The organism is Kitasatospora sp. NPDC051914 (genome assembly GCF_040680995.1).
Lineage (GTDB): Bacteria > Actinomycetota > Actinomycetes > Streptomycetales > Streptomycetaceae > Kitasatospora.
The window spans coordinates 1-25,188 of the sequence record NZ_JBFAXX010000053.1 but is presented as its reverse complement, the minus strand read 5'-3'; the positions used below and the strand labels follow the sequence as shown (position 1 = coordinate 25,188).

Sequence of the window (25,188 nt, the reverse complement as noted above, 5' to 3'; positions counted from 1 at the left end):
GGCCCTCGGGTGGGGCCGAGAGGGAAGATCTGGGGCCGCTCGGACCGGCTACGGCCGGTCAGGACTTCTTCTTCGGCCGCTGGCCGCCGCCCTGGCCGCCGCGCTTGGGCTGCTGGCGCGGGCCCGGCTTGCCCGCCGGCTGCTTGGCCGCGGACCGGCCGGCCGGCACCGCGTCCTGCTTGGTGAGGGCCACCGGCTGCTCCCCGGCCGCCGACTCCTCGGCGTGCTCGGCGGTCGCCTGCGCCCCCTGGTGTCCGGCGGCCTGCTGGCGCTGCGCCTTGCTCTGCTTGCGCGGCTGCTGGCGGCGGACCTGCACGGTCTCGGCGACCACGGCCTCGGCGCTCACGGCGGGCTGCTTGTTGCCGCCGGTCAGCGCGGCCACCCAGCCGGCCTTGCGCACGGAGCCGTCCGGGTTGAGCCGGCCGGCCTTCTTCAGGCGCGCCTGGCGCTCGTCCCAGGCCTTCGAGCCCGGCGTCGGGTTGTTGCGGATGACGATCAGCTGCTGGCCCATGGACCAGACGTTGGTGGTCAGCCAGTAGACCAGGACACCGACGGGGAAGTTGATGCCCATCACCGCGAAGATGATCGGGAAGACGTACATCAGCATCTTCTGCTGCTGCATGAACGGCGTCTTGACCGTCAGGTCCATGTTCTTGGTCATCAGCTGGCGCTGGGTGACGAACTGGGACAGCGACATCAGGACGATCATCACGGCGACGACGATCTTGACGCTCAGCTCGCTGCTGCCGAGGAAGGTCGCCGACAGCGGGGCGCCGAAGATGTGCGCCTGCTTGGCGCTGTCGAGCAGCTGCTCGTTGATCACGCCGATCGTCTTGTCGGCGGCGACCGAGGCCAGCACGCCGTAGAGGGCCGTGAAGAACGGGGCCTGCACCAGGATCGGGAGACAGCTCGAGAAGGGGTTGGTGCCCGCCTCCTTGTAGAGCTTCATCATCTCTTCGGACTGGCGCTGCCGGTCGTTCTTGTAGCGCTCCTGGATGGCCTTCATCTTCGGCTGGATCGCCTGCATGGCCCGGGTCGCCTTGATCTGCTTCACGAAGAGCGGGATCAGGCAGATCCGGATGACGACCACCATCGAGACGATCGACAGACCCCAGGCCCAGCCGCCGTCAGGATCGAAGACGTGGCTGTACAGCGAGTGGAACTGGACGATGATCCAGGACACCGCTGTGTAGAGGGGATTCAGGAAGGAGAAGGTCACCGGTCAGGCTCCTTGGACATCAGGATTGGCCACCGGCTCCGGCCCGGCGGTCCCACTCTTCGGGCTCAGCAGATTGCGGACCCGGCGGTGCCACACCGGGTGCTTGCGCGGTGGCACATGGTCGACCCCGCCCGGCGACCAGGGATTGCAGCGCAGGATGCGCCACGCGGTCAGACCGCTCCCCTTGATCGCACCGTGCAGGCGCACCGCCTCGTACCCGTAGTGCGAGCACGAGGGGTAGTAACGGCACACCGGCCCGAGCAGCGGACTGATCGTCCACTGGTAGAGCCTGATCAGCCCCATCAGCAGGTACTTCATCGCCCTGCTCCCGTCGGCGCACTGCCGGTCGGCTCCGCCCGGAGCAACCGCCGCAGCGCCGCGTCCAGGTCGTGTTCGAGATCGAGGTACGACGCCGACCCTGCCGGGGGCAGCGCGCGTACCACTATCAGGCTACCTGCGGGCAGCCGGGGCAGACGCTCACGGACCAGGTGACGAAGCCGACGCTTCACGAGATTCCGCACGACCGCGGATCCCACGGCCTTGCTCACGACGAAACCCGCACGCGCCGAAGGAAGCCCCTCGGCGACGTGCGGGCCACAGTCGCTGTCCCGGTCCGCCCGCCCCGGCCGACCGCCCTCTCTGTCGAGATGGACGACCAGCAGGGGCTTTCCGGCCCGGCGACCGCGTTTCACCGCGGTCGAGAAGTCCTGGCGCCGCCGCAGCCGATTCTCGGAGGGCAGCACGGTCAGAACCTGCGCGCCGGATCAGGCGGACAGGCTGGCGCGGCCCTTGCCACGGCGGGCGGCCAGGATGGCGCGGCCGGCGCGGGTACGCATCCGCAGCCGGAAGCCGTGGGTCTTGGCGCGACGACGGTTGTTCGGCTGGAAGGTGCGCTTGCTCACTCGGGGGCTCCTGAGGTGAATCGTAGGATGACGGGACGTCGCTTGGCCGTCACCGTGCGTCCGCGCGATCTCCCCTTCGCGGGAAATCCGCCCCAACGGCCCAGGTCTGCTGGTGTTGAGGCCATCCACGGCGCCCGTGCTGCGCGCCTCGTGGAAGCGGGTGGACCCGCGGGCATGCGGCAGCGGCCATCGACAACTCGACCTGGTTACGGTACGCGGCGGCGGCCCGGAGGGTCAAACCGGCAGCCCCTGTGCCCGCCGCCCACAGCCTGTGGACAACAACTTGAATCAGCTCTGTCCGCTGACTACCGTTGCAGGACTTGTCGGGTTTGTTCATCGATCGGACCGGCACCCCGAGTCCCCTTGACACCCTCCCCCGCGCCGGAGGCACCCCCGGCCGAAGACCGGGGGGCGGAACGAGAAAGCGTGCACCAGTGGCTGATGTCAACAGCGATCTCGTCCCGCTCTGGGCGAAGGTCGTCGAGCGGCTGGTCAACGACTCCGGGGTCGGGGACAGCGACAAGATGTGGCTGCGCCGCACCCAGCCGATGTGGATGATGCACGACACCGCCCTGCTGGCGGCCCCCAACGAGCGGGCCAAGCAGGTGCTGGAGGGGCGTCTCCTCCCCCAGCTCACCGAGGCGCTCACCTACGAGTTCGCCCGCCCCGTCCGGATCGCCGTCATGGTGGACGCCAATGCGCTGCCCGTCCCGGCCGCGCCCGAGCCGCAGCCGGCCGAGCCGCCGCGCGCACCGGCCGCCGACGAGTGGTCCGACCGCCCGTACCACGGCGAGTCCGCCCCCGAGCGCTACGAGACCACCCGCTACGAGGCCCCACGCCACGAGCAGCACCAGCCCGAGCGGTACGAGCCGCCCCGCTACGAGCAGGCCCCGGCGCCGTACGCCGAGGAGCAGCGCCCGTGGGGCGAGCAGCCCGCCGCACCGGCCGGCTGGGGGCAGCCCGGCTACGAGCAGCCGCCGGCGGCCGCCGAGCAGCACCCCGAGCCGCCGCGGGCGAAGGGCCTGCCGGCGGGCACTCCCGCACAGGGCGACCTCTTCGGCGGCGTGCTCGGCCCGGACCCGTCCGAGGCCCGGCCGCGCTCCGGCGGCGCGGGCCGCCGCACCGCCGCACCCCGGCCGCCCGTTCAGCCGCCCGCGGCCGCCCCGGCACTGCCCGAGCGCACCCCCGCCCCCGGCGTCCCCGCCCCGCCCGGTGCTCCCCCGGCCGGCGGCACCCGGAAGGACGAGCCGGCCCGGCTGAACCCGAAGTACCTCTTCGACACCTTCGTCATCGGCGCGAGCAACCGCTTCGCGCACGCGGCGGCGGTCGCGGTGGCCGAGGCCCCGGCCAAGGCGTACAACCCGCTCTTCATCTACGGCGAGTCCGGGCTGGGCAAGACCCACCTGCTGCACGCCATCGGGCACTACTCGCGCAGCCTCTTCCCGGGCACCCGGGTGCGCTACGTGAGCTCCGAGGAGTTCACCAACGAGTTCATCAACTCGATCCGGGACGGCAAGGCGGACGCGTTCCGCAAGCGGTACCGGGACATGGACATCCTGCTGGTGGACGACGTCCAGTTCCTGGCGAGCAAGGAGTCCACGCAGGAGGAGTTCTTCCACACCTTCAACACCCTGCACAACGCCAACAAGCAGATCGTGCTCTCCTCGGACCGGCCGCCCAAGCAGCTGATCACCCTGGAGGACCGGCTCCGTAACCGCTTCGAGTGGGGTCTGATCACAGACGTCACCCCGCCGGAGCTGGAGACCCGGATCGCGATCCTGCGGAAGAAGGCGATCCAGGAGCAGCTGAACGCGCCGGCCGACGTGCTGGAGTTCATCGCCTCCCGGATCACCCGGAACATCCGCGAGCTGGAGGGCGCACTGATCCGGGTGACGGCCTTCGCCAACCTCAACCGGGCGCCGGTCGACCTGGAGCTCGCCGGGATCGTCCTCAAGGACCTGATCCCCGGCGGCGACGAGGACGCCGGCCCGGAGATCACCGCCCAGGTGATCATGCAGCAGACGGCCGCCTACTTCGGCCTGGGCGTCGAGGACCTCTGCGGATCCTCGCGCAGCCGCGTCCTGGTGACGGCCCGCCAGATCGCCATGTACCTCTGCCGGGAGCTGACGGACCTTTCGCTGCCGAAGATCGGGGCGCAGTTCGGCGGCCGGGACCACACCACGGTGATGCACGCCGACCGGAAGATCCGCTCGCTGATGGCCGAGCGCCGGTCCATCTACAACCAGGTCACCGAGCTGACCAACCGCATCAAGAGCTGACGGCCCCACAGGGATGCTGAAAGCAACCCTGTGGGCATCCGAGGGCCCCGTCGACGGCATCGTCGGCGGGGCCCTCGCCGTACCCCGCCCCGGGGCGCGAGCGGGCGTGCAGGCCGCCACGGAGCGGTCTGCGGCGATCTGCGCCAAGAGGTGTGGACGCCGCCGGGGCCGGGCAGCATCCCGGTGGCGGCGCGAGGGGCGGGAAATGCGCCGAATGGAACATCCGAGCGGCAATTCGAACGGGCTCGGCGCGGGGCGGCGCAATCCACAGGGCGGCGGGGTTTCTCCTTGTCCACAGCCCTGGAGCGCCCCGGTTATCCAGAATTCGTCCACAGGGCTCTCCGGGTTACGCTCTTCCCCTGCAGGTCAGGCGGCTGTGGACTTGTGCACAACAGTTATCCACAGGCTGTGGACAGTTGACACCCCGCCAGTTGGCCGAACGGGTTGTCCACCGGTTGTCCCCAGGAAGCCGACGGTTATCCCCAGGTTCTCCACAGGCTTATCCACAGTTCGACAACTCAGCGCCAATGTTCACCCCCAGGTGTGAAAGGCGTCACGTGATGTTGCCCGGCGCCCGTGGATAACCCGGGCATGATCTGGGGACAGTCCTGGGGATAACCTGTGGATACTCAGCGTGCCCTGTGGGTAACTCTCGGTCATCCACAGCGGGGCCTGGTTTTCCACATCCGCCGTCCACAGCGACTGTGGACAAAATATCGGGCCTGACCTGCGCAAACGGGGTTATCCACGGTTTCCACAGGCCCTACTACTACCGCTACACATAGAGAGCCCGGACCTTGATCAACGGTGGGGCGGGCCGAAATCTGTGGACAACGGATTCCCGACACCTGTTCGGGTTGCTTCCGCCCATCTGCTCCGTCTGTCGGTGGAGTACGTCAGACTGTTCTCGGCAACTGGAAGCCGGGTGGTTGCGCCGGGCGGCCCAGTGCACGCAGACGATCGAGCGCACAGCGCGCAGCAGTGAGCCAGGAGGCGGTTACCGGTGAAGTTCCGGGTGGAGCGTGATGTCCTCGCGGAGGCGGTGGCCTGGGCTGCTCGCAGCCTCCCGGCGCGGCCGCCGGTGCCGGTGCTCGCCGGCCTGCTGCTGACGGCACAGGAGGGCTCGCTGGCCCTCTCCGGCTTCGACTACGAGGTGTCGGCCAGGGTCGAGCTCGAGGCGGACGTCGAGGAGGCGGGCACCGTGCTGGTCTCCGGCCGCCTGCTCAACGACATCTCCCGCAACCTGCCCAACCGCCCGGTGGAGATCTCCACCGACGGCATGCGGGTCAGCGTGGTCTGCGGCAGCTCGCGGTTCACCCTGCCGACCCTGCCCGTGGACGAGTACCCGGCCCTGCCGGCGATGCCCACCGCCACCGGCACGGTCTCCGGCGACGTCTTCGCCTCCGCCGTCAGCCAGGCCGCGGTCGCCGCCGGCCGGGACGACACCCTGCCGGTGCTCACCGGCGTCCGGGTCGAGATCGAGGGCGACCGGATCACCCTGGCCGCCACCGACCGGTACCGCTTCGCCGTCCGCGAGCTGCTGTGGAAGCCCGAGCAGCCGGACATCAGCGCGGTCGCCCTGGTGCCCGCCAAGACCCTGCAGGACATCGCCAAGTCCCTCGGCAGCGGCGACACGGTCTCCATCGCGCTCGCCTCGGGCGGTGCGGGCGAGGGCCTGATCGGCTTCGAGGGCGCCGGCCGCCGCACCACCACCCGGCTGTTGGAGGGCGAGTTCCCGAAGTTCCGCAGCCTCTTCCCGACCGAGTTCTCCGCGGTCGCGGCGATCCAGACGCAGCCGTTCCTGGAGGCGCTCAAGCGCGTCTCGCTGGTGGCCGAGCGCAACACCCCGGTCCGGCTCAGCTTCGAGCAGGGCGTGCTGACCCTGGAGGCCGGCTCCGGCGACGACGCCCAGGCCACCGAGCGGATCGACGCCGATCTCGAGGGCGACGACATCTCGATCGCCTTCAACCCGGGCTACCTGGAGGAGGGCCTCAAGGCCATCGACTCCGCCTTCGCCCAGCTGAGCTTCACCACCCCGACCAAGCCGGCGCTGCTCAGCGGCAAGCCCGCGGTCGACGCCGAGGCGGACGAGGCGTACCAGTACCTGATCATGCCGGTCCGGCTCTCCGGCTGACCGGCGGCCCGCCCTCCACAGGGCGGGCGCATCCGGTCCACAGGCTGTGGACGACGAGGCCTCGCCCGGTCGGCTGCGACCCGGCGGGGCCTCACCCCTGGGCGGCGTAGGCTCAGGGCAGTGCGGCAACGGCGCCGCCGTCTAGGCACGACACCACAGTGAAGGACTTGTCATGGAGCTCGGCCTCATCGGTCTCGGCAAGATGGGCGGCAACATGCGCGAGCGCATCCGCCGCGCCGGCCACACCGTCATCGGCTACGACCGCAACCCGGATCTTGCGGACGTCGACAGCCTCCAGGAGCTCATCAGCAAGCTGCACGGCCCGCGCGTGGTGTGGGTGATGGTCCCGGCCGGCGGCCCGACGCAGGAGACCGTGGAGCAGCTCGCCGAGCTGCTCTCCCCCGGCGACGTGGTGGTGGACGGCGGAAACTCCCGCTGGACGGACGACATCGAGCACGCCGAGCTGCTGGCCGCCAAGGGCATCGGCTTCGTCGACTGCGGCGTCTCCGGCGGCGTGTGGGGTCTGGAGAACGGCTACGCGCTGATGTACGGCGGCGACGCCGAGCACGTCGCGAAGGTGCAGCCGGTCTTCGACGCGCTGAAGCCCGAGGGCGACTTCGGCTCGGTGCACGCGGGCAAGGTCGGCGCCGGCCACTTCGCGAAGATGGTCCACAACGGCATCGAGTACGCGATGATGCAGGCCTTCGCCGAGGGCTGGGAGCTGCTGGAGGCGGCGCCCGAGGTCACCGACGTCCGCGAGGTGTTCCGCAGCTGGCAGGAGGGCACGGTCATCCGTTCCTGGCTGCTCGACCTGGCCGTCCGCGCGCTGGACGACGACGAGCACCTGGCCAAGCTCAAGGGCTGGGCCGCGGACTCCGGCGAGGGCCGCTGGACGGTCGAGGCCGCGATCGACCACGCGGTGCCGCTGCCGGCGATCACCGCCTCGCTGTTCGCGCGCTTCTCCTCCCGCCAGGAGGACTCGCCGCAGATGAAGATGATCGCCGCGCTGCGCAACCAGTTCGGTGGCCACGCGGTCGAGTCGAAGTAGTCCACGGAAGGCGGGCGCAGTCCACCACCATGCATGTCGCGCATCTGTCGCTCGCCGACTTCCGTTCCTACGCCCGGGTCGAGGTGCCCCTCGACCCGGGCGTCACCGCGTTCGTCGGGCCCAACGGCCAGGGCAAGACCAACCTGGTCGAGGCGATCGGCTACATCGCGACGCTGGGCAGCCACCGGGTGGCCACCGACGCCCCGCTGATCAGGCTCGGCGCGGAGCGGGCGGTCGTCCGCTGCTCGATCGTGCGGGAGCAGCGGAACACGCTGGTCGAGCTGGAGATCACCCCGGGCAAGGCCAACCGGGCGCGGATCAACCGCTCCGACAACGTCCGCCCGCGGGACGTGCTGGGGCTGCTGCGGACGGTGCTGTTCGCACCGGAGGACCTCGCCCTGGTGAAGGGCGACCCGGGGGAGCGGCGGCGCTTCCTCGACGAGCTGCTGACCGCGCGGGCACCGCGCCTGGCCGGTGTCCGGCAGGACTACGAGCGGGTGCTGAAGCAGCGAAACGCCCTGCTCAAGACGGCCGCGATGGCCCGCAGGGCGGGCGGCGGCAAGGGGGCCGACCTCTCCACCCTGGAGATCTGGGACGGCCACCTGGCGCGGGCCGGCGCCGAACTGACGGCCTTCCGGCTGCAGCTGGTCGCGGCGCTGCAGCCGCTGGTGTCGGAGGCGTACCGGCAGCTGGCGCCCGGCGGGGGAGAGACGGTGCTGGAGTACCGCAGCTCCTTCGAGGGGGCGCTGCCGACCAGCCGGGAGCAGGCCGAGGAGCAGTTGCTGGCGGCACTGCAGGCCGTCCGCAAGCAGGAGATCGAGCGCGGTGTGACCCTGGTCGGCCCGCACCGGGACGAGCTGGTGCTGCGGCTCGGCCCGCTGCCGGCGAAGGGGTACGCGAGCCACGGGGAGTCCTGGTCGTTCGCGCTGGCACTGCGGTTGGCCTCGTACGAGCTGCTGAAGGCGGACGGCGGCGAGCCGGTGCTGATCCTGGACGACGTGTTCGCGGAGCTGGACGCCCGCCGGCGGGACCGGCTCGCGGAGCTGGTGGCCGACGGCGAGCAGGTCCTGGTGACGGCGGCGGTGGCGGAGGACGTCCCGAAGGCGCTGGCAGGGGCGCGCTTCGGCGTCTCCGAGGGCACGGTCGCCCGGCTCGATCCCTGACCGCGCTGTTCCCCGCGCCCCTGGCGGGTGGTCCGTTGCGTACCCTGGAAGGCTCATCCGTTGCCGGGATCGAGGGAGAGCCGCGCCATGAGCGAGACGCCGCAGCCGTCGGGGGTGGATCTCGCCCGGGTCGCCCTGCGGGCGGCCAAGGAGCAGGCGCGGCAGCGCGGCGAGCAGGTCAGCCAGAAGCGCGAGGCGAAGCGGCACGGTCTGCGCAGCGGAGCGCGTGCGGACGGCCGCGACCCGGTGCCGCTGGGGGCTGCGCTGAATCGTTTGATCACGGAACGGGGTTGGGAGGCGCCGGCCGCGGTCGGCGGGGTGATGGGCCGCTGGCCGCAGATCGTGGGCCCGGACATCGCGGCGCACTGTGTTCCCAAGCAGTTCGACGAGGCCGAGGCCGTGCTGACCGTGCAGTGCGACTCGACCGCATGGGCCACCCAACTCAGACTCCTGGCAAGGCAGTTGGTGGCGAGACTGAACCACGAGCTGGGGCACGGCACGGTCCGGGTGATCAAGGTGCTGGGTCCGGACGCCCCGCGGCGGGGGTACGGCCGGCTGCGCGCGCCGGGCAGTCGGGGACCGGGTGACACCTGGGGCTGACGGGATCACCCGGAGTGAACGAATCCGGAACGCCTGGCGGCCCGCGTAGGGGCTCTGAGCCCCCCTGTCGAGTATCGGGACATGTGCGGAGGGGATTCAGGGCGGCACATCTGCCCTCAGGGGCTGCCAAACGCCCGTCTCTGTCAGTCGTACCGGTAGACTGAAGTGCAAACGCTGTTGCTCGCAGCAACCGAGTCGAAACGCCGTGGTCGCAGACCCGCCCGACGATGGGCGGGGATGCGGCCCGCGCTGTGCCAGAGAGGGCGCTTCGTGGCCGATTCCGGCAATCCCAGCCAGACCAATGAATCCATCGACCCGGCGACCGGGAAGTCCTACGACGCCAACGCCATCCAGGTGTTGGAGGGTCTGGACGCCGTCCGCAAGCGCCCGGGCATGTACATCGGCTCGACCGGTGAGCGCGGCCTGCACCACCTGGTGTACGAGGTCGTGGACAACTCCGTCGACGAGGCGCTGGCCGGGCACGCGGACACCATCGGCGTGACGATCCTCCCCGACGGCGCGGTCCGGGTGGTCGACAACGGGCGCGGCATTCCCGTCGGCATCGTGCCGGGGCAGGAGAAGCCCGCGGTCGAGGTCGTCCTCACGGTGCTGCACGCGGGCGGCAAGTTCGGCGGCGGCGGCTACGCCGTCTCCGGCGGTCTGCACGGCGTCGGCGTCTCGGTCGTCAACGCGCTGTCGACGCGTCTCGCGGTCGAGATCCACACGGACGGCCACCGCTGGACCCAGGACTACAAGATGGGCGCGCCGACCGCCCCGCTCGACCGGCACGAGGCCACGGAGCGCACCGGCACCAGCGTCACGTTCTGGGCCGACCCGGACATCTTCGAGACCACGGTCTACTCCTTCGAGACGCTCTCGCGGCGCTTCCAGGAGATGGCGTTCCTCAACAAGGGCCTGACCATCTCGCTGACCGACGAGCGTCCCGAGCACCACGACGACGAGGGCAACCCGCTCTCCGTCACCTACCGGTACGACGGCGGCATCGCCGACTTCGTGGCGCACCTCAACTCCCGCAAGGGCGAGCCGGTCCACCCGTCCGTCATCGACTTCGAGGCCGAGGACAAGGACCGGACGATCTCCGTCGAGGTCGCCATGCAGTGGAACGCCTCGTACAGCGAGGGCGTGTACTCCTTCGCCAACACCATCCACACCCACGGCGGCGGCACCCACGAGGAGGGCTTCCGCGCCGCGCTGACCGGTCTGGTGAACCGCTACGCGCGCGACAAGAAGCTGCTCCGCGAGAAGGACGACAACCTCTCCGGCGAGGACATCCGCGAGGGCCTGACCGCGATCATCTCGGTCAAGCTCGGCGAGCCGCAGTTCGAGGGCCAGACCAAGGACAAGCTCGGCAACACCGAGGCCAAGACCTTCGTGCAGAAGGTCGTCAACGAGCACCTCGCCGACTGGCTGGACCGCAACCCCAACGAGGCCGCGGACATCATCCGCAAGTCCATCCAGGCCGCCAGCGCCCGCGTCGCCGCCCGCAAGGCCCGCGACCTGACCCGCCGCAAGGGCCTGCTGGAGACCGCCTCGCTGCCGGGCAAGCTCTCCGACTGCCAGTCCAAGGACGCGGCGGAGTGCGAGATCTTCATCGTCGAGGGCGACTCGGCCGGCGGCTCCGCCAAGCAGGGCCGCGACCCGCGCACCCAGGCGATCCTCCCGATCCGCGGCAAGATCCTCAACGTCGAGAAGGCGCGGATCGACAAGGTGCTGCAGAACACCGAGGTCCAGGCGCTGATCTCGGCCTTCGGCTGCGGCATCCAGGAGGACTACGACGCCGAGAAGCTGCGGTATCACAAGATCGTCCTGATGGCCGACGCCGACGTCGACGGCCAGCACATCCGCACCCTGCTGCTCACCCTGCTGTTCCGCTTCATGCGGCCGCTGGTGGAGGCCGGGTACGTCTACCTGGCCATGCCCCCGCTGTACAAGATCAAGTGGGGCAAGGACGACTTCGAGTACGCCTACTCCGACCGCGAGCGCGACGCCGTGATCGCAGCCGGCGTCGAGGCCGGCCGCCGCCTCCCCAAGGACGACGCCATCCAGCGCTTCAAGGGTCTCGGCGAGATGAACGCCGAGGAGCTCCGGGTCACCACCATGGACCCGGCCCACCGCCTGCTGCTGCAGGTGACCCTGGAGGACGCCGCCCGCGCCGACGACCTGTTCTCCGTCCTCATGGGCGAGGACGTCGAGGCCCGCCGCTCCTTCATCCAGCGCAACGCCAAGGACGTCCGCTTCCTGGACGTGTGATCCCCTTCGGGATTCCACGGACCAGTCACGCGTGAAAGGAAACTGACCACCAGTGGTCGACGACAACCGTCCGGACGGCGACGAGACTCCGGAGAACACCGAGGCCCAGGGCGCCCTGCGGATCGAGCCGATCGAGCTCGAGACGGAGATGCAGCGCTCCTACCTCGACTACGCGATGAGCGTCATCGTCAGCCGTGCCCTGCCCGAGGTCCGCGACGGCCTCAAGCCGGTGCACCGGCGCGTGCTCTACGCGATGTACGACGGCGGCTACCGGCCCGAGAAGGGCTACTACAAGTGCGCCCGCGTCGTCGGCGACGTCATGGGCAACTACCACCCGCACGGCGACTCGTCGATCTACGACACCCTGGTGCGCCTCGCCCAGCCGTGGTCGATGAGGATGCCGCTGGTCGACGGCAACGGCAACTTCGGCTCCCCGGGCAACGACCCGGCCGCGGCGATGCGCTACACCGAGTGCAAGATGATGCCGCTGGCCATGGAGATGATGCGCGACATCGACGAGGAGACCGTCGACTTCGCGCCCAACTACGACGGCCGCTCGCAGGAGCCGGGCGTCCTGCCCTCCCGCATCCCCAACCTGCTGATCAACGGTGCCACCGGCATCGCGGTCGGCATGGCCACCAACATCCCGCCGCACAACCTCCGCGAGGTCGCCTCCGGCGCCCTGTGGTCCCTGGAGCACCCCGAGGCCACCAACGAGGAGCTGCTGGAGGCCCTGATCGAGCGGATCAAGGGCCCCGACTTCCCCACCGGCGCGCTGATCGTCGGCCGCCGGGGCATCGAGGACGCCTACCGCACCGGCCGCGGCTCCATCACCATGCGCGCGGTCGTCGAGGTCGAGGAGATCCAGGGCCGCCAGTGCCTGGTCATCACCGAGCTGCCCTACCAGGTCAACCCGGACAACCTCGCGCTGAAGATCGCCGACCTGGTGAAGGACGGCCGGATCGCCGGCATCGCCGACGTCCGCGACGAGTCCTCCTCGCGCACCGGCCAGCGCCTGGTCATCGTGCTCAAGCGCGACGCGGTCGCCAAGGTCGTGCTCAACAACCTGTACAAGCACACCGACCTGCAGACCAACTTCGGCGCCAACATGCTCGCCCTGGTCGACGGCGTGCCCCGCACCCTCTCGCTGGACGCCTTCATCCGGCACTGGGTGGCCCACCAGATCGAGGTCATCGTCCGCCGGACGACCTTCCGGCTGCGCAAGGCCGAGGAGCGCGCCCACATCCTGCGCGCCCTGCTCAAGGCCCTCGACCAGATCGACGCGGTCATCGCGCTGATCCGGGCCTCGGAGAGCGCCGACGCCGCCCGCACCGGCCTGATGGGCCTGCTCCAGATCGACGAGCTGCAGGCCAACGCCATCCTCGAGATGCAGCTGCGCCGCCTCGCCGCCCTGGAGAGCGCCCGCATCCTCAGCGAGCACGACGAGCTGCAGGCGAAGATCAACGAGTACAACCAGATCCTCGCCTCCCCCGTCCGCCAGCGCGGGATCGTCTCCGAGGAGCTCACCGCGATCGTCGAGAAGTACGGCGACGAGCGCCGCTCCACCCTCATCCCCTCCGACGGCGACCTCTCCATCGAGGACCTCATCGCCGAGGAGGACATCGTCGTCACCATCACCCGCGGCGGCTACGTCAAGCGCACCCGCTCCGACCTGTACCGCTCGCAGAAACGCGGCGGCAAGGGCGTGCGCGGCGCCCAGCTCAAGCAGGACGACATCGTCGACCACTTCTTCGTGACGACGACCCACAACTGGATCCTGTTCTTCACCAACAAGGGCCGGGTCTACCGGGCCAAGGGCTACGAGCTGCCGGACGCCGGCCGCGACGCCCGCGGCCAGCACGTCGCCAACCTGCTCGCCTTCCAGCCCGAGGAGCACATCGCCCAGGTCATGGCGGTGCGCACCTACGAGGACAAGCCCTACCTCGTCCTCGCCACCCGGGCCGGCCTGGTCAAGAAGTCCCCGCTGAAGGACTACGACTCCCCCCGTTCCGGCGGCCTGATCGCGATCAACCTGCGCCAGGACGACGAGGGCCGGGACGACGAGCTCATCGGCGCCGAGCTGGTCTCCGCCGAGGACGACCTGTTGCTGATCTCCCGCAAGGCCCAGTCCATCCGCTTCACCGCGACGGACGAGGCGCTGCGCCCGATGAGCCGCGCCACCTCCGGCGTGAAGGGCATGGCGTTCCGCGAGGACGACGAACTCCTCTCGATGAACGTCATCCGGCCGGGTACCTTCGTCTTCACGGCCACCGACGGCGGCTACGCCAAGCGGACGTCGGTCGACGAGTACCGTGTGCAGGGACGCGGTGGCTTCGGCATCAAGGCGGCGAAGATCGTCGAGGGCCGGGGCTCGCTGGTCGGCGCCCTGGTCGTCGAGGGCAGCGACGAGATCATGGCCATCACCCTGTCGGGCGGTGTGATCCGCACCAGGGTTTCCGAGGTCCGTGAAACCGGACGTGACACCATGGGCGTCCAACTGATCAACCTCGGAAAGCGCGACGCGGTCGTGGGCATGGCCCGCAACGCGGAGGCGGAGGACGAGGACACCGTGGAGGACGAGGCCGGCGAGGCCGAGGCCGCCACGGACACGACGACGGCGGACGGCGCGGCCGACCAGGCCTGACCGCACGTCCTGGCGGCCGGTGCAGCCCTCCCCCGAGGGCCGCGCCGGTCGCCGACCGGCAGCGGCCGCCCGGCCGCTGCCGGTACGGAGACGATGACCGGGCGGCGGCGGCCGCCCGGGAGGGAACGGCGGGAGGACGAGGGTGAGTGGAGCCACGGGCGGTGCGGGAGGTGCCGCCGGCGGAGCGCAGGGCGCCGCGCAGGGCGGTGCGCCCTACGGCGGCGTGCCGCAGCCGCCGGCCGAGCACCCGGCCGCATCCACCTCGCTGATGCCCCCCGTCGCCTCGGCCGGCCAGCCCGGTGCCGGCGGTCCCGGCTTCGGCGCCGGCGGCACGCCGCCCGGTGCCCCGCCCGCGCCGGCGAGCCCGCCGTCCGCCGGCGGGTACTCCCAGCCGACCACCTACGCCAAGGGCCAGCCCACGCCGGCCCGCGGCACCCGGGTGCCGGGCGGCCAGTCCGGCTCCGCGGCCCGCCGCCCCGCAGCCCCCGGTGCCGGCACCGGCGCCGCCGGCGGCCGCGTCCGCAAGGCCCGCCTGCGGATCGCCAAGGCCGACCCGTGGTCGGTGATGAAGGTCAGCTTCCTGCTGTCGCTCGCCGTCGGCGTGATCATCATCGTCGCCACCGCGGTGCTGTGGATCGTCCTCAACATGCTCGGCGTCTTCGACTCGCTCGGCGGCACCCTGAAGGACGTCACCGGCTCGGACTCCTCCGCCGGCTTCGACCTGATGGAGTACATCGGCTTCGGCCGGGTGATGGTCTTCACCACCCTGATCTCCATCGTCGACGTGGTGCTGATGACGGCGCTGGCCACCCTCTCGGCGTTCATCTACAACACCGCCGCCGGCTTCACCGGCGGCATCGAGCTCACCCTCGCCGAGGAGGACTGAGCGCACCCCGCACGCTGACACCCGGTCAACTCCCGGGAACAGACGGGCCCCGACGGCTGTTGCAGCTGTCGGGGCCCGCTGGCATCCGGGTGACAGCCGCGGCCGCCCCGGCGCGCCGGACGGCCTTCCGGTGCCCGGCGGCGGTTGGCTGTGGCGGTGCCGGGGGCGCCCGGACTGTCCGGTATGGCTGCTCGGAGGTGTCTGATGGCCGAGATCGCGACGGAACTCGTCGACGCGGTGGAAGCACTGCTCGGCGCCGGTGTCCCGGTGCGCATCACGGCCTGGGACGGCAGCACCGCCGGCCCGCCCGGCGCCCCCGGCATCGTCCTGCGCAACCGCCGCGCCCTGCGCCGCCTGCTCTGGCAGCCCGGCGAGCTCGGCCTCGCCCGCGCCTACGTCTCCGGGGACCTCGACGTCGCCCCGGACACCGACCTCTACGAGGTCCTCTCCGCCGTCGGCCGGTTCGGCGAGCGGCCCGACCTCCACCACCCGGGCCTGCGCGACGCCTTCGGCCCCGCGGGCCGCCGTGCCCTGCACACGGCCCTGCGGGCGGGCGCTGTGGGCCCGCAGCCCGCTGCCCCGCCGGAGGAGGTCCGCACCGGCCGCGGGCGCGCCCACAGCCGCGGGCGGGACCGCGCCGCGATCAGCCACCACTACGACGTCGGGAACGACTTCTACCGCCTCGTCCTCGGTCCGACCATGGTGTACTCCTGCGCCTACTGGGCGCCCGGGGCGAAGAGCCTGGAGGCCGCCCAGGAGGCCAAGCTCGACCTCATCTGCCGCAAGCTCGGCCTGCGGCCCGGGATGCGGCTGCTCGACGTCGGCTGCGGCTGGGGCTCCCTGCTGATCCACGCGGCCCGCCACTACGGCGTGACCGCGGTCGGCGTCTCCATCTCCACCGAGCAGGTGGACCTCGCCCGCAGCCGGGTCGCCGAGGCCGGCCTGGCCGACCGGGTCGAGGTCCGCCTGCAGGACTACCGGGAGATCTCCGACGGGCCCTTCGACGCCGTTTCCAGCATCGGCATGGCCGAGCACGTCGGGGCCGTCCAGTACCTCACCTACGCCCGCGGCCTGTACGGGCTGCTGGCCCCCGGCGGGCGGCTGCTCAACCACCAGATCTCCCGCCGCCCCGACCGCCCCGGCGAGCCGTACGTCCCCAGCCCCTTCATCGACCGGTACGTCTTCCCCGACGGCGAGCTCGCCCCGGTGGGCAGCACCGTCGGCCTGCTGGAGGAGGCCGGCTTCGAGGTGCGGGACGTCGAGTCGCTCCGCGAGCACTACGCGCTGACCCTGCGCGAGTGGGTGGCCAACCTCCAGGCGCACTGGTCCGCCGCCGCGGAGCTGGCCGGCCGCGGCCGCGCCCGGGTGTGGCGGCTGTACATGGCGGCCTCCGCGGTGGCCTTCGAGGAGAACCGCATCGGCGTCAACCAGGTGCTCGCCGTCCGCACCACCGACGCCGGTGCCAGCGGCCTCCCGGCCACCCGCGACGAATGGCTCGCACAGGCCCGCCACAGCTCCGACCGGCCCCGTTCGGCGGAGCCCGCGGATACGGATTTGGGGGATCGGCCGTCGGTCCGCTAATCTTTCAGTGCGGCAAGGGGCTATAGCTCAGACGGTTAGAGCGCTTCCCTGATAAGGAAGAGGCCACAGGTTCAAGTCCTGTTAGCCCCACCTGCCAGAAGGGCCCGGATGACTCGTCATCCGGGCCCTTCTGTTTGGCCGTTGCGCCCGTCGTTTACGACAGTGGCTCCTGATGGCCCATGACCCACGTAACTGAATTCAGTACGTGGGTAGTGATCCACATCACCCCCTCTCGTCCATTGATCGCATCGCGCAGTTCGGCACCCGGCTTCACGTCACCACCCGCGTGGTCGCCGACCACGTCGAGGTCGGCGGGCGCGCGATCGACGCAGTTGTCCACAGGTGCCGCCCCGGGCTTGTGGACAGCGGGACGAAGATTGTCCACAGTCAGGCAAACGACCAGGTCAGATCGGGCTTCGTTGTGCAGCCTGACCCGAATGGCGGATGGCGCACGGCGCTCTGTCCGCGCCGTGCGGTACTCGACATCGCGATGCTTCTGCCGAGGCCGGTGAGCGGCTCTCCGCCCGTGAGCGGCCGCGCAGACGGGGCCCGGCCGCTGACCCTGGACCTTCCGTCCCGTGGCGGGCAGGCTTGTCCCCGCGGGACGGAAGGAGGCCGGTGTGGCGATCTTCTGGGCGATGAGCCTGCCGGGGCTGGTCTGTGCGCTGGTCGTGCTGGCCCTGGTGGACCAGCTGGCCCTGCGGGCGCGCCGGGCGGGCCGGCTTCCGTGGCGCGGCTCCGGCCGCGAGGGCCAGATCTCCGCAACCGGCTTCGAGCAGCTGCACGCGCAGTTCGCCGTGGGCAAGCACCACGAGCTGGAGCAGCGCACCACGACCCTGATGCTCAGGGACGAGGAGGGCGACGGCGCGCCGCCGCGCGGTGGCGTCGACCTGCAGCGCGGGACGGCCGTGCCGCCCGTCCGGGGTCCGGTGCCAACCGGGCACGGGGACGGCCGGGTTGGACGCGGTGGCGGCCCGCTCGGAAGCGGGTTACCGGTGTGTATCATCGGCCGCAGGGCGGTCTGTCGGCCCGACCGCTCGTAGGTGCTCGTACATCCGATCTGCAAGAAGGACGAGGTCCCGCGGTGAAGAAGCTTCTCCTGGTCGCCCTGGTCGCCCTCGGCGGCTTCTTTGTCTACCGTCAGGTCCAGGCGGACCGCGCCGAGCAGGACCTGTGGACCGAGGCCACCGACCCGGTCCCGGCCGGTCGCTGAGACTCCGGACGATCTTCGTCGGCCCTGTCCCGGCCCGCCGGGACGGGACCGACCGGCGGCCCGCTCAAGATTTCCTTCGGGAGCGGGTACGCTAGTGCGCAGCGCACGGCTTCGTGTGCTGTTGCTGGGGCTTTAGCTCAGTTGGTAGAGCGCTGTCTTTGCATGGCAGATGTCAGGAGTTCGAATCTCCTAAGCTCCACACGCGGATCGGCCGCTGACCTGGGATCAGGTCGGCGGCCGATCGTCGTTTCCGGGCCCGTGCCGTCCGTCGTCCGTGTCGTCCGTCGGGGGAGCGCGCCCGGTCAGTGCGGCTTGCGCGGGTCGTGCGGCTTCGGCCGGTCGGTGTCCGGCCGGTCGGTGTCCGGCCGGCTCGACGACGGGCCGGGCTTGGGGGCGGCGTCGTCGGGCTGCTGCTCGTGCGGGACGGAGCCGTTCACCGGGGCGTCGGACGCGGTCGGGATCGTGCTGCCGGGGGAGGTGTCCGCCTCGGCGGCCCCGGTGGCGGTGTCGTCCTGGGCGTCGTCCGCGTCGGCCGGCGGCTCGACCAGCCACTCGGGGTTGTTCTGCTTGCGCCACCACTGCCAGGCGAAGACGCCCGCGCCGATCGCGACGACACCGGTCACCGCGAGGCCGGTCGCCCAGCCGCTGCGGTTCTCCTTCTTGATGTTCTTGGCCGCGAGGTCGCTGATCTCGGCCGCGGTGACGTGGCCGTGCAGGGCGGTGAGCGCCGCCGCGCCGCGCACCTGCGCCTCGTGGGCGACCGGGACGACGGTGGCCTTGGCGCCGGTGTACGCGTCGCTGACCTTGGGGCCGAGGGTCGTCCTGGCCTGGTCGGCGGCCTTGCCCGCACTGATCTTGGCCGCCAGGGCGGCCTCCTGGGCGCGGTGGACGGCCTTCAGGGTGCTCTGCTGCGCACCGGGGGGCAGTGCGGAGAAGGCCTGCTCCAGCTGCGGTGCGACGTGCTTGGCGTACTGGATGCGGGCGGCCTGGGCCGCCTGGGTGGCGCCGGTGCGGGCCTGTGCACCGGCCGCCGCGGCCTTCGGCCCGAGCGCCTCGATGGCCGGGCCGAAGCGCAGCCTGGCTTCGTCCGCGTAGTGGAGGGCGGCGTCCTTGGCAGTGGCGGCGTAGACGGCGGCGGCCTCCTTGCTCCAGCCGGTGTTTTCGCGCGCTGAGTCCAGACGGGTCACGGGCTTCTCCTCTTCGGTGGCGTCCGGTATGCACATTTCCACCTCTTTCGAGATCATGCATCCCGTTATGGCGAGAGGCACGCCGGGCTGAGCCGTCCGCGGGGCCGTGGGATGATTCCGGTGTTGATCGAGACTGGAGAGAAGGAGGGCAACCGTGGCCCAGGAACTGACTGCCACCCTGAAGACGAACCACGGCGACATCGTGATCGCGCTCTTCCCGAACCACGCCCCGAAGACGGTGGCGAACTTCGTGGAGCTCGCCGAGGGCACCCGTGAGTGGGCGGACCCGGACACCGGCAAGAAGGAGGCGAAGCCGCTGTACGACGGCACCGTCTTCCACCGGGTGATCAGCGGGTTCATGATCCAGGGCGGGGACCCGCTCGGCAACGGCACCGGTGGCCCCGGTTACAAGTTCGCCGACGAGTTCCACCCGGACCTCGCGTTCACCAAGCCGTTCCTGCTCGCGATGGCCAACGCCGGCCCGGGCACCAACGGCTCGCAGTTCTTCATCACGGTCGAGCCGACCACCTGGCTGACCCGCAAGCACACCATCTTCGGCGAGGTCGCCGACGCGGCCAGCCAGGACGTCGTCAAGAAGATCGCCGCCGTGGCGACCGACCGCAACGACCGCCCGCTGCAGCCCGTCGTGATCGAGTCCGTGGAGATCACCCGGGGCTGACGCGCCCGCAGTAGCCTGGACGGTCCCGGTGGTGCCCCGCAGGGGCGGCCGCCGGGACCTGTCGCGCGAGGAGGGAATCCCGGATGCTCCCGGACGAGCCCGTACGTCCCACGCCCGAGGGCACGGCGCAGCTGCCCGGCTGCTACCGGCATCCCGAGCGGGAGACCGGGGTGGCCTGCTCGCGCTGCGGCCGGCCGATCTGCCCGGACTGCATGGTGAGTGCCTCGGTGGGCTTCCAGTGCCCGGAGTGCGTGCGGGGCGGGGCTGCCGAGTCGCGGCCGACCAGGACGCGGTTCGGCGGCCTGCCGACGGCGGACGGTGCGCTGGTCACCAAGGTGCTGATCGGGCTGAACCTGCTCGTCTTCCTGGTGACCGAGTACCTGAGCCCCGAATGGGGCGTCCGGCTGGCGATGCTCAGCGGGACCAGCTTCGGCGGCGTCCCGGTGCGCTACGGCGTGGCGCAGGGACCCGAGGAGTGGTACCGGCTGCTGAGCGCGGTCTTCGTGCACTCCGGGCCGTTCCACGTGCTGATGAACATGATCTCGCTGTGGGTGCTGGGGCCGCAGCTGGAGCGGGTGCTGGGGCGGGCGCGCTATCTCGCGCTCTACCTGCTCTCCGGCCTGGCGGGCAACGCCTTCGCGTACGTGGTGACCGGGGGCAACGTCTTCTCGGTGGGCGCGTCCGGGGCGATCTTCGGCCTGCTGGGTGCGACGGCCGTGCTGTTCCGGGTGACCCGGACGCCGCTGGGGCCGGTGATCGCCCTGCTGGTGTTCAACCTGGTGATCACCTTCTCGGTGTCGGCGATCGACTGGCGGGCGCACGTCGGCGGGCTGATCGCGGGCGCGGTCACGGGCGCCGGGCTGATGTACGCGCCGAGGGCGCACCGGAACCTCGTCCAGGGGCTGACGATGGCCGGCGTGCTGGCCGTGGTGGTGCTGCTGGTGGCCCTGCAGACGGCCAGTCTGGCGGCCTGAGGACGGCCTGAGGACGGCCTGGGGACGGCCTGGTGCAGGCGGGTTGTCCACAGCGCGCGCAGCGTTGTGCACAGCGGGTGCAGGTGCCGGGCCGCGGACACTGCGTCTACGCGCGTCTTACTGGTGGAATTGCCGGTCGCGCGGAATGCGCAGGGGCGTGTGGACGGAATCCACGAGCAGGTTATCCACAGGCTGGGGCGAGTTTTCCCCAGTGTGGATAACCGTGTGGATAAACGTACGATCGGCCGCCGGCGGGGCAGCGAAACGCCGCCCCGGACCGAGCCGGGGCGGCGATGGCAGGAGCGCGGCTGCCGGGGCCGCTACTTCCACTGCGTGGAGACGCCGAATCCCGCCGCGATGAAGCCGAAACCGACCAGGATGTTCCAGTTGCCCCAGCTGCTGATCGGCCAGTCGCCGCTCGTCACGTAGTAGGTGACGATCCACACCAGTCCGATCAGGAACATCGCCAGCATCAGCGGGGCGACCCAGCCGCGGCCGGAGCTGATCTTCACGGCGGTGGTGGCCGGCGGCGTGTAGTCGGCCTTCTTCCGGACTCGGGACTTCGGCACGAGTGGCTCTCCTGTCGATGCGCTGTGACCGCGCGGTGTGCAGCGGAGCGGGGCGGCTGTGGGGGCCGGTCCGTACGTGAGACGTGCTCCGCACATGCCACCGGCGTCCGTTAGCGTAGTGGTTCGCCGGGTCTGAAGGAGATAAGGGTACGGTGCCTAATTCCATGATTCCCCCTTCTCCGGCAGTTCGCCGCCCCTCGCGCATCCGAATTGTCGGCCGTGCCCTGACCTGCACCGTTTTTGCGCTGGCCGGACTGCTCTTCTACATCAGCGCCCGGACCGCCCAGGGCACCGACCTGCGCACCGACGACTCCCTGCTGCGGCTCAGCGACGTCATACAGCAGCGCAGCACCCAGAACCAGGAGATCCAGGCGCAGATCGGCGAGCTGCACGACCGGGTGGACGGGCTGGCCGGCGTCCAGAGCCAGAACCCCTCCGACACCGCCCTGCTCGGCAGCCTGGAGCGCAGCGCCGGCCTCGAACCGCTGCGCGGCCCCGGTCTCACCGTCACCCTCAACGACGCCCCGCCCAACGCCACCGCCCGCATCGCCGGGGTGCCCGAGCCCGGCGTCAACGACCTGGTCATCCACCAGCAGGACATCCAGGCCGTGGTCAACGCCCTCTGGCGCGGCGGTGCCGAGGGCATCCAGGTCATGGATCAGCGGCTGATCGCCACCAGCGCGGTGCGCTGCGTCGGCAACACCCTGCTGCTCCAGGGCCGCGTCTACTCCCCGCCGTACGTCGTCAAGGCGGTCGGGAAGACGGACGCCCTCCGCTCGGCGCTGAACGCCGACCCCACCATCGAGAACTACCTGCAGTACGTCGCCGCGTACGGCCTCGGCTGGAAGGTCCAGGAGAGCAACGACCTCACCGTCCCCGGCTACCAGGGCTCGGTGGATCTCGGCCCGGCCGGCAGCCGTTAGAGGGGGAGGAGGGCGATCGGCGGCGTGCCCCGGCGGCACGGCGTCTACGCTTGACCCGACCCGAACCCGAGGAGCTCGATGTACGGCTGGATCTGGCGCCACCTGCCGGGGCCCACCCCGGTCCGCGCGATCATCTCGCTGCTGCTCGTCGTCGGGGCGGTCTACGTCCTGTTCCAGTACGTCTTCCCGTGGGCCGAACCGCTGCTGCCCTTCGGCGACGTCACGGTGGAGGACGGCGGCGCCGGCTGACCGCCCGCCGCTCCCCGTCCCAGCCCGATCCGCACCCGGACCCCTCCAGGAGAAGCCCCGCATGAGCTCGGCCGGCTCGCCCCGCATCCTCGTGGTCGACAACTACGACAGTTTCGTCTTCAACCTCGTCCAGTACCTCTACCAGCTGGGTGCCACCTGCGAGGTGGTGCGCAACGACGAGGTGACCGTCGAGCACGCCGTGCGCCGCGCCGGCGACGCGGGCTTCGACGGGGTGCTGCTCTCCCCCGGTCCGGGCACCCCGGAGGAGGCCGGCGTCTGCGTCGACATGGTGCACCACTGCGCGTCGATCGGCCTGCCGGTGTTCGGCGTGTGCCTCGGTCTGCAGTCGATCGCCGTGGCGTACGGCGCCGTCGTCGGCCGGGCTCCGGAGCTGCTGCACGGCAAGACCTCGCTGGTCGAGCACGAGGACGGCGGCGTCTTCGAGGGGCTGCCCTCGCCGCTGACCGCCACCCGCTACCACTCGCTGGCCGTCGAGCCGGGCACCGTGCCGGACGGCCTGGTGGTGACCGCGCGCACCGAGAGCGGTGTCATCATGGGCCTGCGCCACCGGGAGCTGCCGGTCGAGGGCGTGCAGTTCCACCCGGAGTCGGTGCTCACCGAGGGAGGTCACCGGATGCTCGCCAACTGGCTCGCCGAGTGCGGGTTCCCGGAGGCCGTCGGGCGCTCCCGCGGGCTCGCCCCGGTGATCGGCCGGAGCTGACCGGGTGACCGCCGTACGCCCGGAGGGGGGCGCGCAGCCGGGCCGGGGGGAAGACGAGTGGGGCGTGTACGAGCCCGCTCCCCCCGAGGCCCCGTCCTGGCCCGCCGCGGCGCCGCACACGGCCGCCGCAGACACCGCTGCTCCCGAGGCCGGGCAGAGCGCCGCACAGGGCGCCGGGCAGGGTGCCTGGCCGCTCGACGACCGGACGATGCAGCTGCGGACGGTGCCCGAGCCCGCCGCCCCGCTGCCCGGCCCGGGGACGGCGCCCGTCGCCGAGCCGCAGGGCCGCGCCGAGCGCCGCCGGGCGGCCGCCGGGCTGGGCGCCCCGGGCACCGGCAGGCGCCGGGCCTCCGGCCGCCAGGCCGCGCCCAAGGTACGGCCCCGGGAGAAGAAGCGGGTCGTGGTCGCCCGGGCCGTCGGCGAACTCTTCATCACGCTGGGCCTGGTGATGCTGCTCTTCGTCGCCTACCAGCTGTGGTGGACCAACGTGCAGGCCGACGCCTCGGCCAGCGCCGCGGGGGACCGGCTGGAGCAGCAGTGGAACAGCGCCCCGCAGCCGACCGCGCCCGTCACCCCCGGTGCCCCGCCTGCCGGGCAGTTCGAGCCCGGCAGGGGCTTCGCGCTGCTGTACATCCCCAAACTGGGCCTCAAGTACCCGATCGCCGAGGGCACCCAGAAGCAGCAGGTGCTCGACAAGGGCCTGGTCGGCCACTACACGGGCACCGCGATGCCGGGGGACAAGGCAGGCAACTTCGCGGTCGCGGCGCACCGCACGACGCACGGTCAGCCGTTCCGGAAGATCGGCCAGTTGGCGCCCGGTGACAAGATCGTGGTGGAGACCTCCACCGCCTTCTACACCTACGAGGTCGCGGGCGGCATCCCGGAGACGCCGCCGACCAATGTGTCGGTCATTCAGCCGGTGCCCAAGGGCTCGCCGTTCACCCAACCGGGTCGTTACATCACGCTGACCACGTGTACACCCGAGTTCAGCGCCCGCGGACGCCTGATCGTGTTCGGGAAGATGCTCGAGGAACGGCCGAGGAGCCAGGGCAAGCCCGCCGCGCTCACCGGCTAGTCCCGCACCCCCGGGAGGCCCGCCGTGAGCCCTGTCGCCGTCAGCAAGCGGATCGCGGCGGTGGCCGGGGCCGCGGGCGAGCTGATGATCACACTCGGCGTGGTGGTGGCGCTCTTCGCGGCCTGGTCGCTCTGGTGGACGGACGTGATCGCGGACCGGGCGGCGGCGCAGGCCGGCGCCCGGTTGCGGGCCGGCTGGAACGCGGCCCCGGCCGACCGGGGCCGGGTGGAGGGCGCCGGTGCCGGGGCCGTCGGCTTCCTGCACGTCCCCGCCCTGGGCCGCGGCAACGAGGTGCTGATCAGGTCCGGCACCGGCCCCGAGGTCCTCGACACCGGCGTGGCGGGCCTGTACGAGGCGCCGTACCGCTCGGCGATGCCCTGGGACACGGAGGGCAACGTCACCCTGGCCGCCCACCGGGACGGGCACGGCGCGCGGTTCCACGACCTGGACCGGCTCGGCCCCGGCGACCCGGTGGTCGTCGAGACCGACGACCACTGGTACGTCTACCGGGTCGACGGCGTCCTGCCGGAGACCTCCCCCGGGAACACCGGGGTGATCGCCCCCGTCCCCGAGGGCTCGCCGTACCGGAGCCCCGGCCGCTACATCACCCTGACCACCTGCACGCCCGTCTACACCTCGCTGTACCGGCTGGTGGTGTGGGGGAGCCTGGTGCGGGTCGATCCGGTGGACGCCCGGCGCACTCCGCCGCCCGAACTCGCCTGAGCAGTGCCCGGGGCTCCTCCTGGCCCCGGGAACGCCGGAGGGGGCGGGGCGGGGGGGGGCCCCCCCGGGCGGGGGGGGGGGGGTGTGGCGGCGGGGGGGGAGCCCGGGTGGGGGTGGGGGGGGTGGAGGGGGCCCGGGGCGTGGTGCT

At 71.4% G+C, this 25,188-nt stretch carries 24 protein-coding genes and 2 tRNA genes; 20 read left to right on the top strand and 6 right to left on the bottom strand.

Annotated features, from left to right (window positions below):
• Positions 1–58: 58 nt before the first annotated feature.
• The 4 genes from yidC to rpmH are packed head-to-tail and all read right to left on the bottom strand — an operon-like array spanning position 59 to position 2,121.
• Entirely contained in the window at positions 59–1,219 is a 1,161-nt protein-coding gene (gene yidC / locus AB0M03_RS29300) for a membrane protein insertase YidC (protein WP_363496510.1), read from the bottom strand.
• Positions 1,220–1,222: 3 nt separating this feature from the next.
• Positions 1,223–1,537: a membrane protein insertion efficiency factor YidD gene (gene yidD, locus AB0M03_RS29295; RefSeq protein WP_095873843.1), complete on the bottom strand. Its 315-nt coding sequence runs from the start codon at positions 1,535–1,537 to the stop codon at positions 1,223–1,225.
• Entirely contained in the window at positions 1,534–1,962 is a 429-nt protein-coding gene (rnpA, locus tag AB0M03_RS29290; protein WP_363496506.1) for a ribonuclease P protein component, read from the bottom strand. The genes yidD and rnpA overlap by 4 nt, the downstream gene beginning before the upstream one ends.
• A gap of 21 nt (positions 1,963–1,983) precedes the next feature.
• Positions 1,984–2,121, bottom strand: coding sequence for a 50S ribosomal protein L34 (gene rpmH, locus AB0M03_RS29285; RefSeq protein WP_030059672.1), 138 nt, complete (start codon positions 2,119–2,121; stop codon positions 1,984–1,986).
• A 434-nt stretch (positions 2,122–2,555) separates the two neighbouring features.
• Here rpmH and dnaA point away from each other — a divergent pair, with 434 nt between their 5' ends.
• The 13 genes from dnaA (at position 2,556) to AB0M03_RS29220 (ending at position 18,139) form a co-directional block, all read left to right on the top strand.
• A complete protein-coding gene (gene dnaA, locus AB0M03_RS29280; protein ID WP_363496504.1) occupies positions 2,556–4,400 on the top strand; it encodes a chromosomal replication initiator protein DnaA in 1,845 nt (614 codons plus the stop codon).
• A 1,003-nt stretch (positions 4,401–5,403) separates the two neighbouring features.
• Complete coding sequence (dnaN, locus tag AB0M03_RS29275; RefSeq protein ID WP_030270114.1) at positions 5,404–6,534, top strand: DNA polymerase III subunit beta; 1,131 nt, start codon at positions 5,404–5,406, stop codon at positions 6,532–6,534.
• 172 nt (positions 6,535–6,706) lie between these two features.
• The gene (gene gnd, locus AB0M03_RS29270; protein ID WP_363496500.1) at positions 6,707–7,582 is read left to right on the top strand and encodes a phosphogluconate dehydrogenase (NAD(+)-dependent, decarboxylating); all 876 of its coding nucleotides are present in this window, start codon (positions 6,707–6,709) and stop codon (positions 7,580–7,582) included.
• Positions 7,583–7,611: 29 nt separating this feature from the next.
• Complete coding sequence (gene recF / locus AB0M03_RS29265) at positions 7,612–8,745, top strand: DNA replication/repair protein RecF (protein ID WP_363496497.1); 1,134 nt, start codon at positions 7,612–7,614, stop codon at positions 8,743–8,745.
• A gap of 87 nt (positions 8,746–8,832) precedes the next feature.
• Positions 8,833–9,345 carry a DciA family protein gene (locus AB0M03_RS29260; RefSeq protein WP_363496494.1) on the top strand — a complete coding sequence of 171 codons (513 nt, stop codon included), beginning with the start codon at positions 8,833–8,835 and terminating at the stop codon, positions 9,343–9,345.
• 237 nt (positions 9,346–9,582) lie between these two features.
• Positions 9,583–11,616, top strand: a complete 2,034-nt coding sequence (gyrB, locus tag AB0M03_RS29255; RefSeq protein ID WP_363496491.1) for a DNA topoisomerase (ATP-hydrolyzing) subunit B — start codon at positions 9,583–9,585, stop codon at positions 11,614–11,616.
• 115 nt (positions 11,617–11,731) lie between these two features.
• A complete protein-coding gene (gyrA, locus tag AB0M03_RS29250; RefSeq protein WP_363496592.1) occupies positions 11,732–14,260 on the top strand; it encodes a DNA gyrase subunit A in 2,529 nt (842 codons plus the stop codon).
• Between the two features lie 142 nt (positions 14,261–14,402).
• Positions 14,403–15,146: a DUF3566 domain-containing protein gene (locus AB0M03_RS29245; RefSeq protein WP_363496489.1), complete on the top strand. Its 744-nt coding sequence runs from the start codon at positions 14,403–14,405 to the stop codon at positions 15,144–15,146.
• A gap of 204 nt (positions 15,147–15,350) precedes the next feature.
• On the top strand, positions 15,351–16,727 hold the full coding sequence (locus tag AB0M03_RS29240; RefSeq protein ID WP_363496486.1) for a cyclopropane-fatty-acyl-phospholipid synthase family protein: 1,377 nt from the start codon (positions 15,351–15,353) through the stop codon (positions 16,725–16,727).
• A 16-nt stretch (positions 16,728–16,743) separates the two neighbouring features.
• Positions 16,744–16,817, top strand: a tRNA-Ile gene (locus AB0M03_RS29235).
• Between the two features lie 530 nt (positions 16,818–17,347).
• Positions 17,348–17,770, top strand: coding sequence for a DUF6191 domain-containing protein (locus AB0M03_RS29230; protein ID WP_363496483.1), 423 nt, complete (start codon positions 17,348–17,350; stop codon positions 17,768–17,770).
• Between the two features lie 41 nt (positions 17,771–17,811).
• Entirely contained in the window at positions 17,812–17,940 is a 129-nt protein-coding gene (locus AB0M03_RS29225) for a DLW-39 family protein (RefSeq protein WP_014137031.1), read from the top strand.
• A gap of 126 nt (positions 17,941–18,066) precedes the next feature.
• Positions 18,067–18,139, top strand: a tRNA-Ala gene (locus tag AB0M03_RS29220).
• Between the two features lie 103 nt (positions 18,140–18,242).
• Here AB0M03_RS29220 and AB0M03_RS29215 read toward each other — a convergent pair.
• Positions 18,243–19,127, bottom strand: coding sequence for a DUF5324 family protein (locus tag AB0M03_RS29215; protein WP_363496480.1), 885 nt, complete (start codon positions 19,125–19,127; stop codon positions 18,243–18,245).
• A 154-nt stretch (positions 19,128–19,281) separates the two neighbouring features.
• On the opposite strand from AB0M03_RS29215, the gene AB0M03_RS29210 reads away from it, so the two are divergent.
• Both AB0M03_RS29210 and AB0M03_RS29205 read left to right on the top strand, forming a co-directional pair.
• Positions 19,282–19,806 (top strand): peptidylprolyl isomerase, encoded by a 525-nt coding sequence (locus AB0M03_RS29210; RefSeq protein ID WP_363496477.1) that lies wholly within the window; start codon positions 19,282–19,284, stop codon positions 19,804–19,806.
• An 83-nt stretch (positions 19,807–19,889) separates the two neighbouring features.
• Positions 19,890–20,780, top strand: coding sequence for a rhomboid family intramembrane serine protease (locus AB0M03_RS29205; protein ID WP_363496474.1), 891 nt, complete (start codon positions 19,890–19,892; stop codon positions 20,778–20,780).
• 320 nt (positions 20,781–21,100) lie between these two features.
• Here the strand turns inward: AB0M03_RS29205 and crgA are convergent, their stop codons facing one another.
• The gene (gene crgA / locus AB0M03_RS29200; protein WP_363496472.1) at positions 21,101–21,349 is read right to left on the bottom strand and encodes a cell division protein CrgA; all 249 of its coding nucleotides are present in this window, start codon (positions 21,347–21,349) and stop codon (positions 21,101–21,103) included.
• A 164-nt stretch (positions 21,350–21,513) separates the two neighbouring features.
• Here crgA and AB0M03_RS29195 point away from each other — a divergent pair, with 164 nt between their 5' ends.
• The 5 genes from AB0M03_RS29195 (at position 21,514) to AB0M03_RS29175 (ending at position 25,040) form a co-directional block, all read left to right on the top strand.
• Positions 21,514–22,272 (top strand): DUF881 domain-containing protein, encoded by a 759-nt coding sequence (locus AB0M03_RS29195; RefSeq protein ID WP_363496471.1) that lies wholly within the window; start codon positions 21,514–21,516, stop codon positions 22,270–22,272.
• Between the two features lie 78 nt (positions 22,273–22,350).
• Positions 22,351–22,521, top strand: coding sequence for a hypothetical protein (locus tag AB0M03_RS29190; protein ID WP_363496469.1), 171 nt, complete (start codon positions 22,351–22,353; stop codon positions 22,519–22,521).
• Positions 22,522–22,582: 61 nt separating this feature from the next.
• The gene (locus tag AB0M03_RS29185) at positions 22,583–23,242 is read left to right on the top strand and encodes an aminodeoxychorismate/anthranilate synthase component II (RefSeq protein ID WP_363496466.1); all 660 of its coding nucleotides are present in this window, start codon (positions 22,583–22,585) and stop codon (positions 23,240–23,242) included.
• A 64-nt stretch (positions 23,243–23,306) separates the two neighbouring features.
• Positions 23,307–24,317: a class E sortase gene (locus AB0M03_RS29180; protein ID WP_363496463.1), complete on the top strand. Its 1,011-nt coding sequence runs from the start codon at positions 23,307–23,309 to the stop codon at positions 24,315–24,317.
• 24 nt (positions 24,318–24,341) lie between these two features.
• Positions 24,342–25,040 (top strand): class E sortase, encoded by a 699-nt coding sequence (locus tag AB0M03_RS29175; protein WP_363496460.1) that lies wholly within the window; start codon positions 24,342–24,344, stop codon positions 25,038–25,040.
• Positions 25,041–25,188: the final 148 nt, after the last annotated feature.

Excerpts from the sequence above, each read along its gene's own strand:
- yidD (WP_095873843.1), bottom strand. The coding sequence starts at position 1,537 with ATGAAGTACCTGCTGATGGGGCTGATCAGGCTCTACCAGTGGACGATC.
- gnd (WP_363496500.1), top strand. The coding sequence starts at position 6,707 with ATGGAGCTCGGCCTCATCGGTCTCGGCAAGATGGGCGGCAACATGCGC.
- recF (WP_363496497.1), top strand. The coding sequence starts at position 7,612 with ATGCATGTCGCGCATCTGTCGCTCGCCGACTTCCGTTCCTACGCCCGG.
- AB0M03_RS29260 (WP_363496494.1), top strand. The coding sequence starts at position 8,833 with ATGAGCGAGACGCCGCAGCCGTCGGGGGTGGATCTCGCCCGGGTCGCC.
- gyrB (WP_363496491.1), top strand. The coding sequence starts at position 9,583 with ATGCGGCCCGCGCTGTGCCAGAGAGGGCGCTTCGTGGCCGATTCCGGC.
- AB0M03_RS29240 (WP_363496486.1), top strand. The coding sequence starts at position 15,351 with ATGGCCGAGATCGCGACGGAACTCGTCGACGCGGTGGAAGCACTGCTC.
- AB0M03_RS29205 (WP_363496474.1), top strand. The coding sequence starts at position 19,890 with ATGCTCCCGGACGAGCCCGTACGTCCCACGCCCGAGGGCACGGCGCAG.
- AB0M03_RS29195 (WP_363496471.1), top strand. The coding sequence starts at position 21,514 with ATGATTCCCCCTTCTCCGGCAGTTCGCCGCCCCTCGCGCATCCGAATT.
- AB0M03_RS29190 (WP_363496469.1), top strand. The coding sequence starts at position 22,351 with ATGTACGGCTGGATCTGGCGCCACCTGCCGGGGCCCACCCCGGTCCGC.
- AB0M03_RS29185 (WP_363496466.1), top strand. The coding sequence starts at position 22,583 with ATGAGCTCGGCCGGCTCGCCCCGCATCCTCGTGGTCGACAACTACGAC.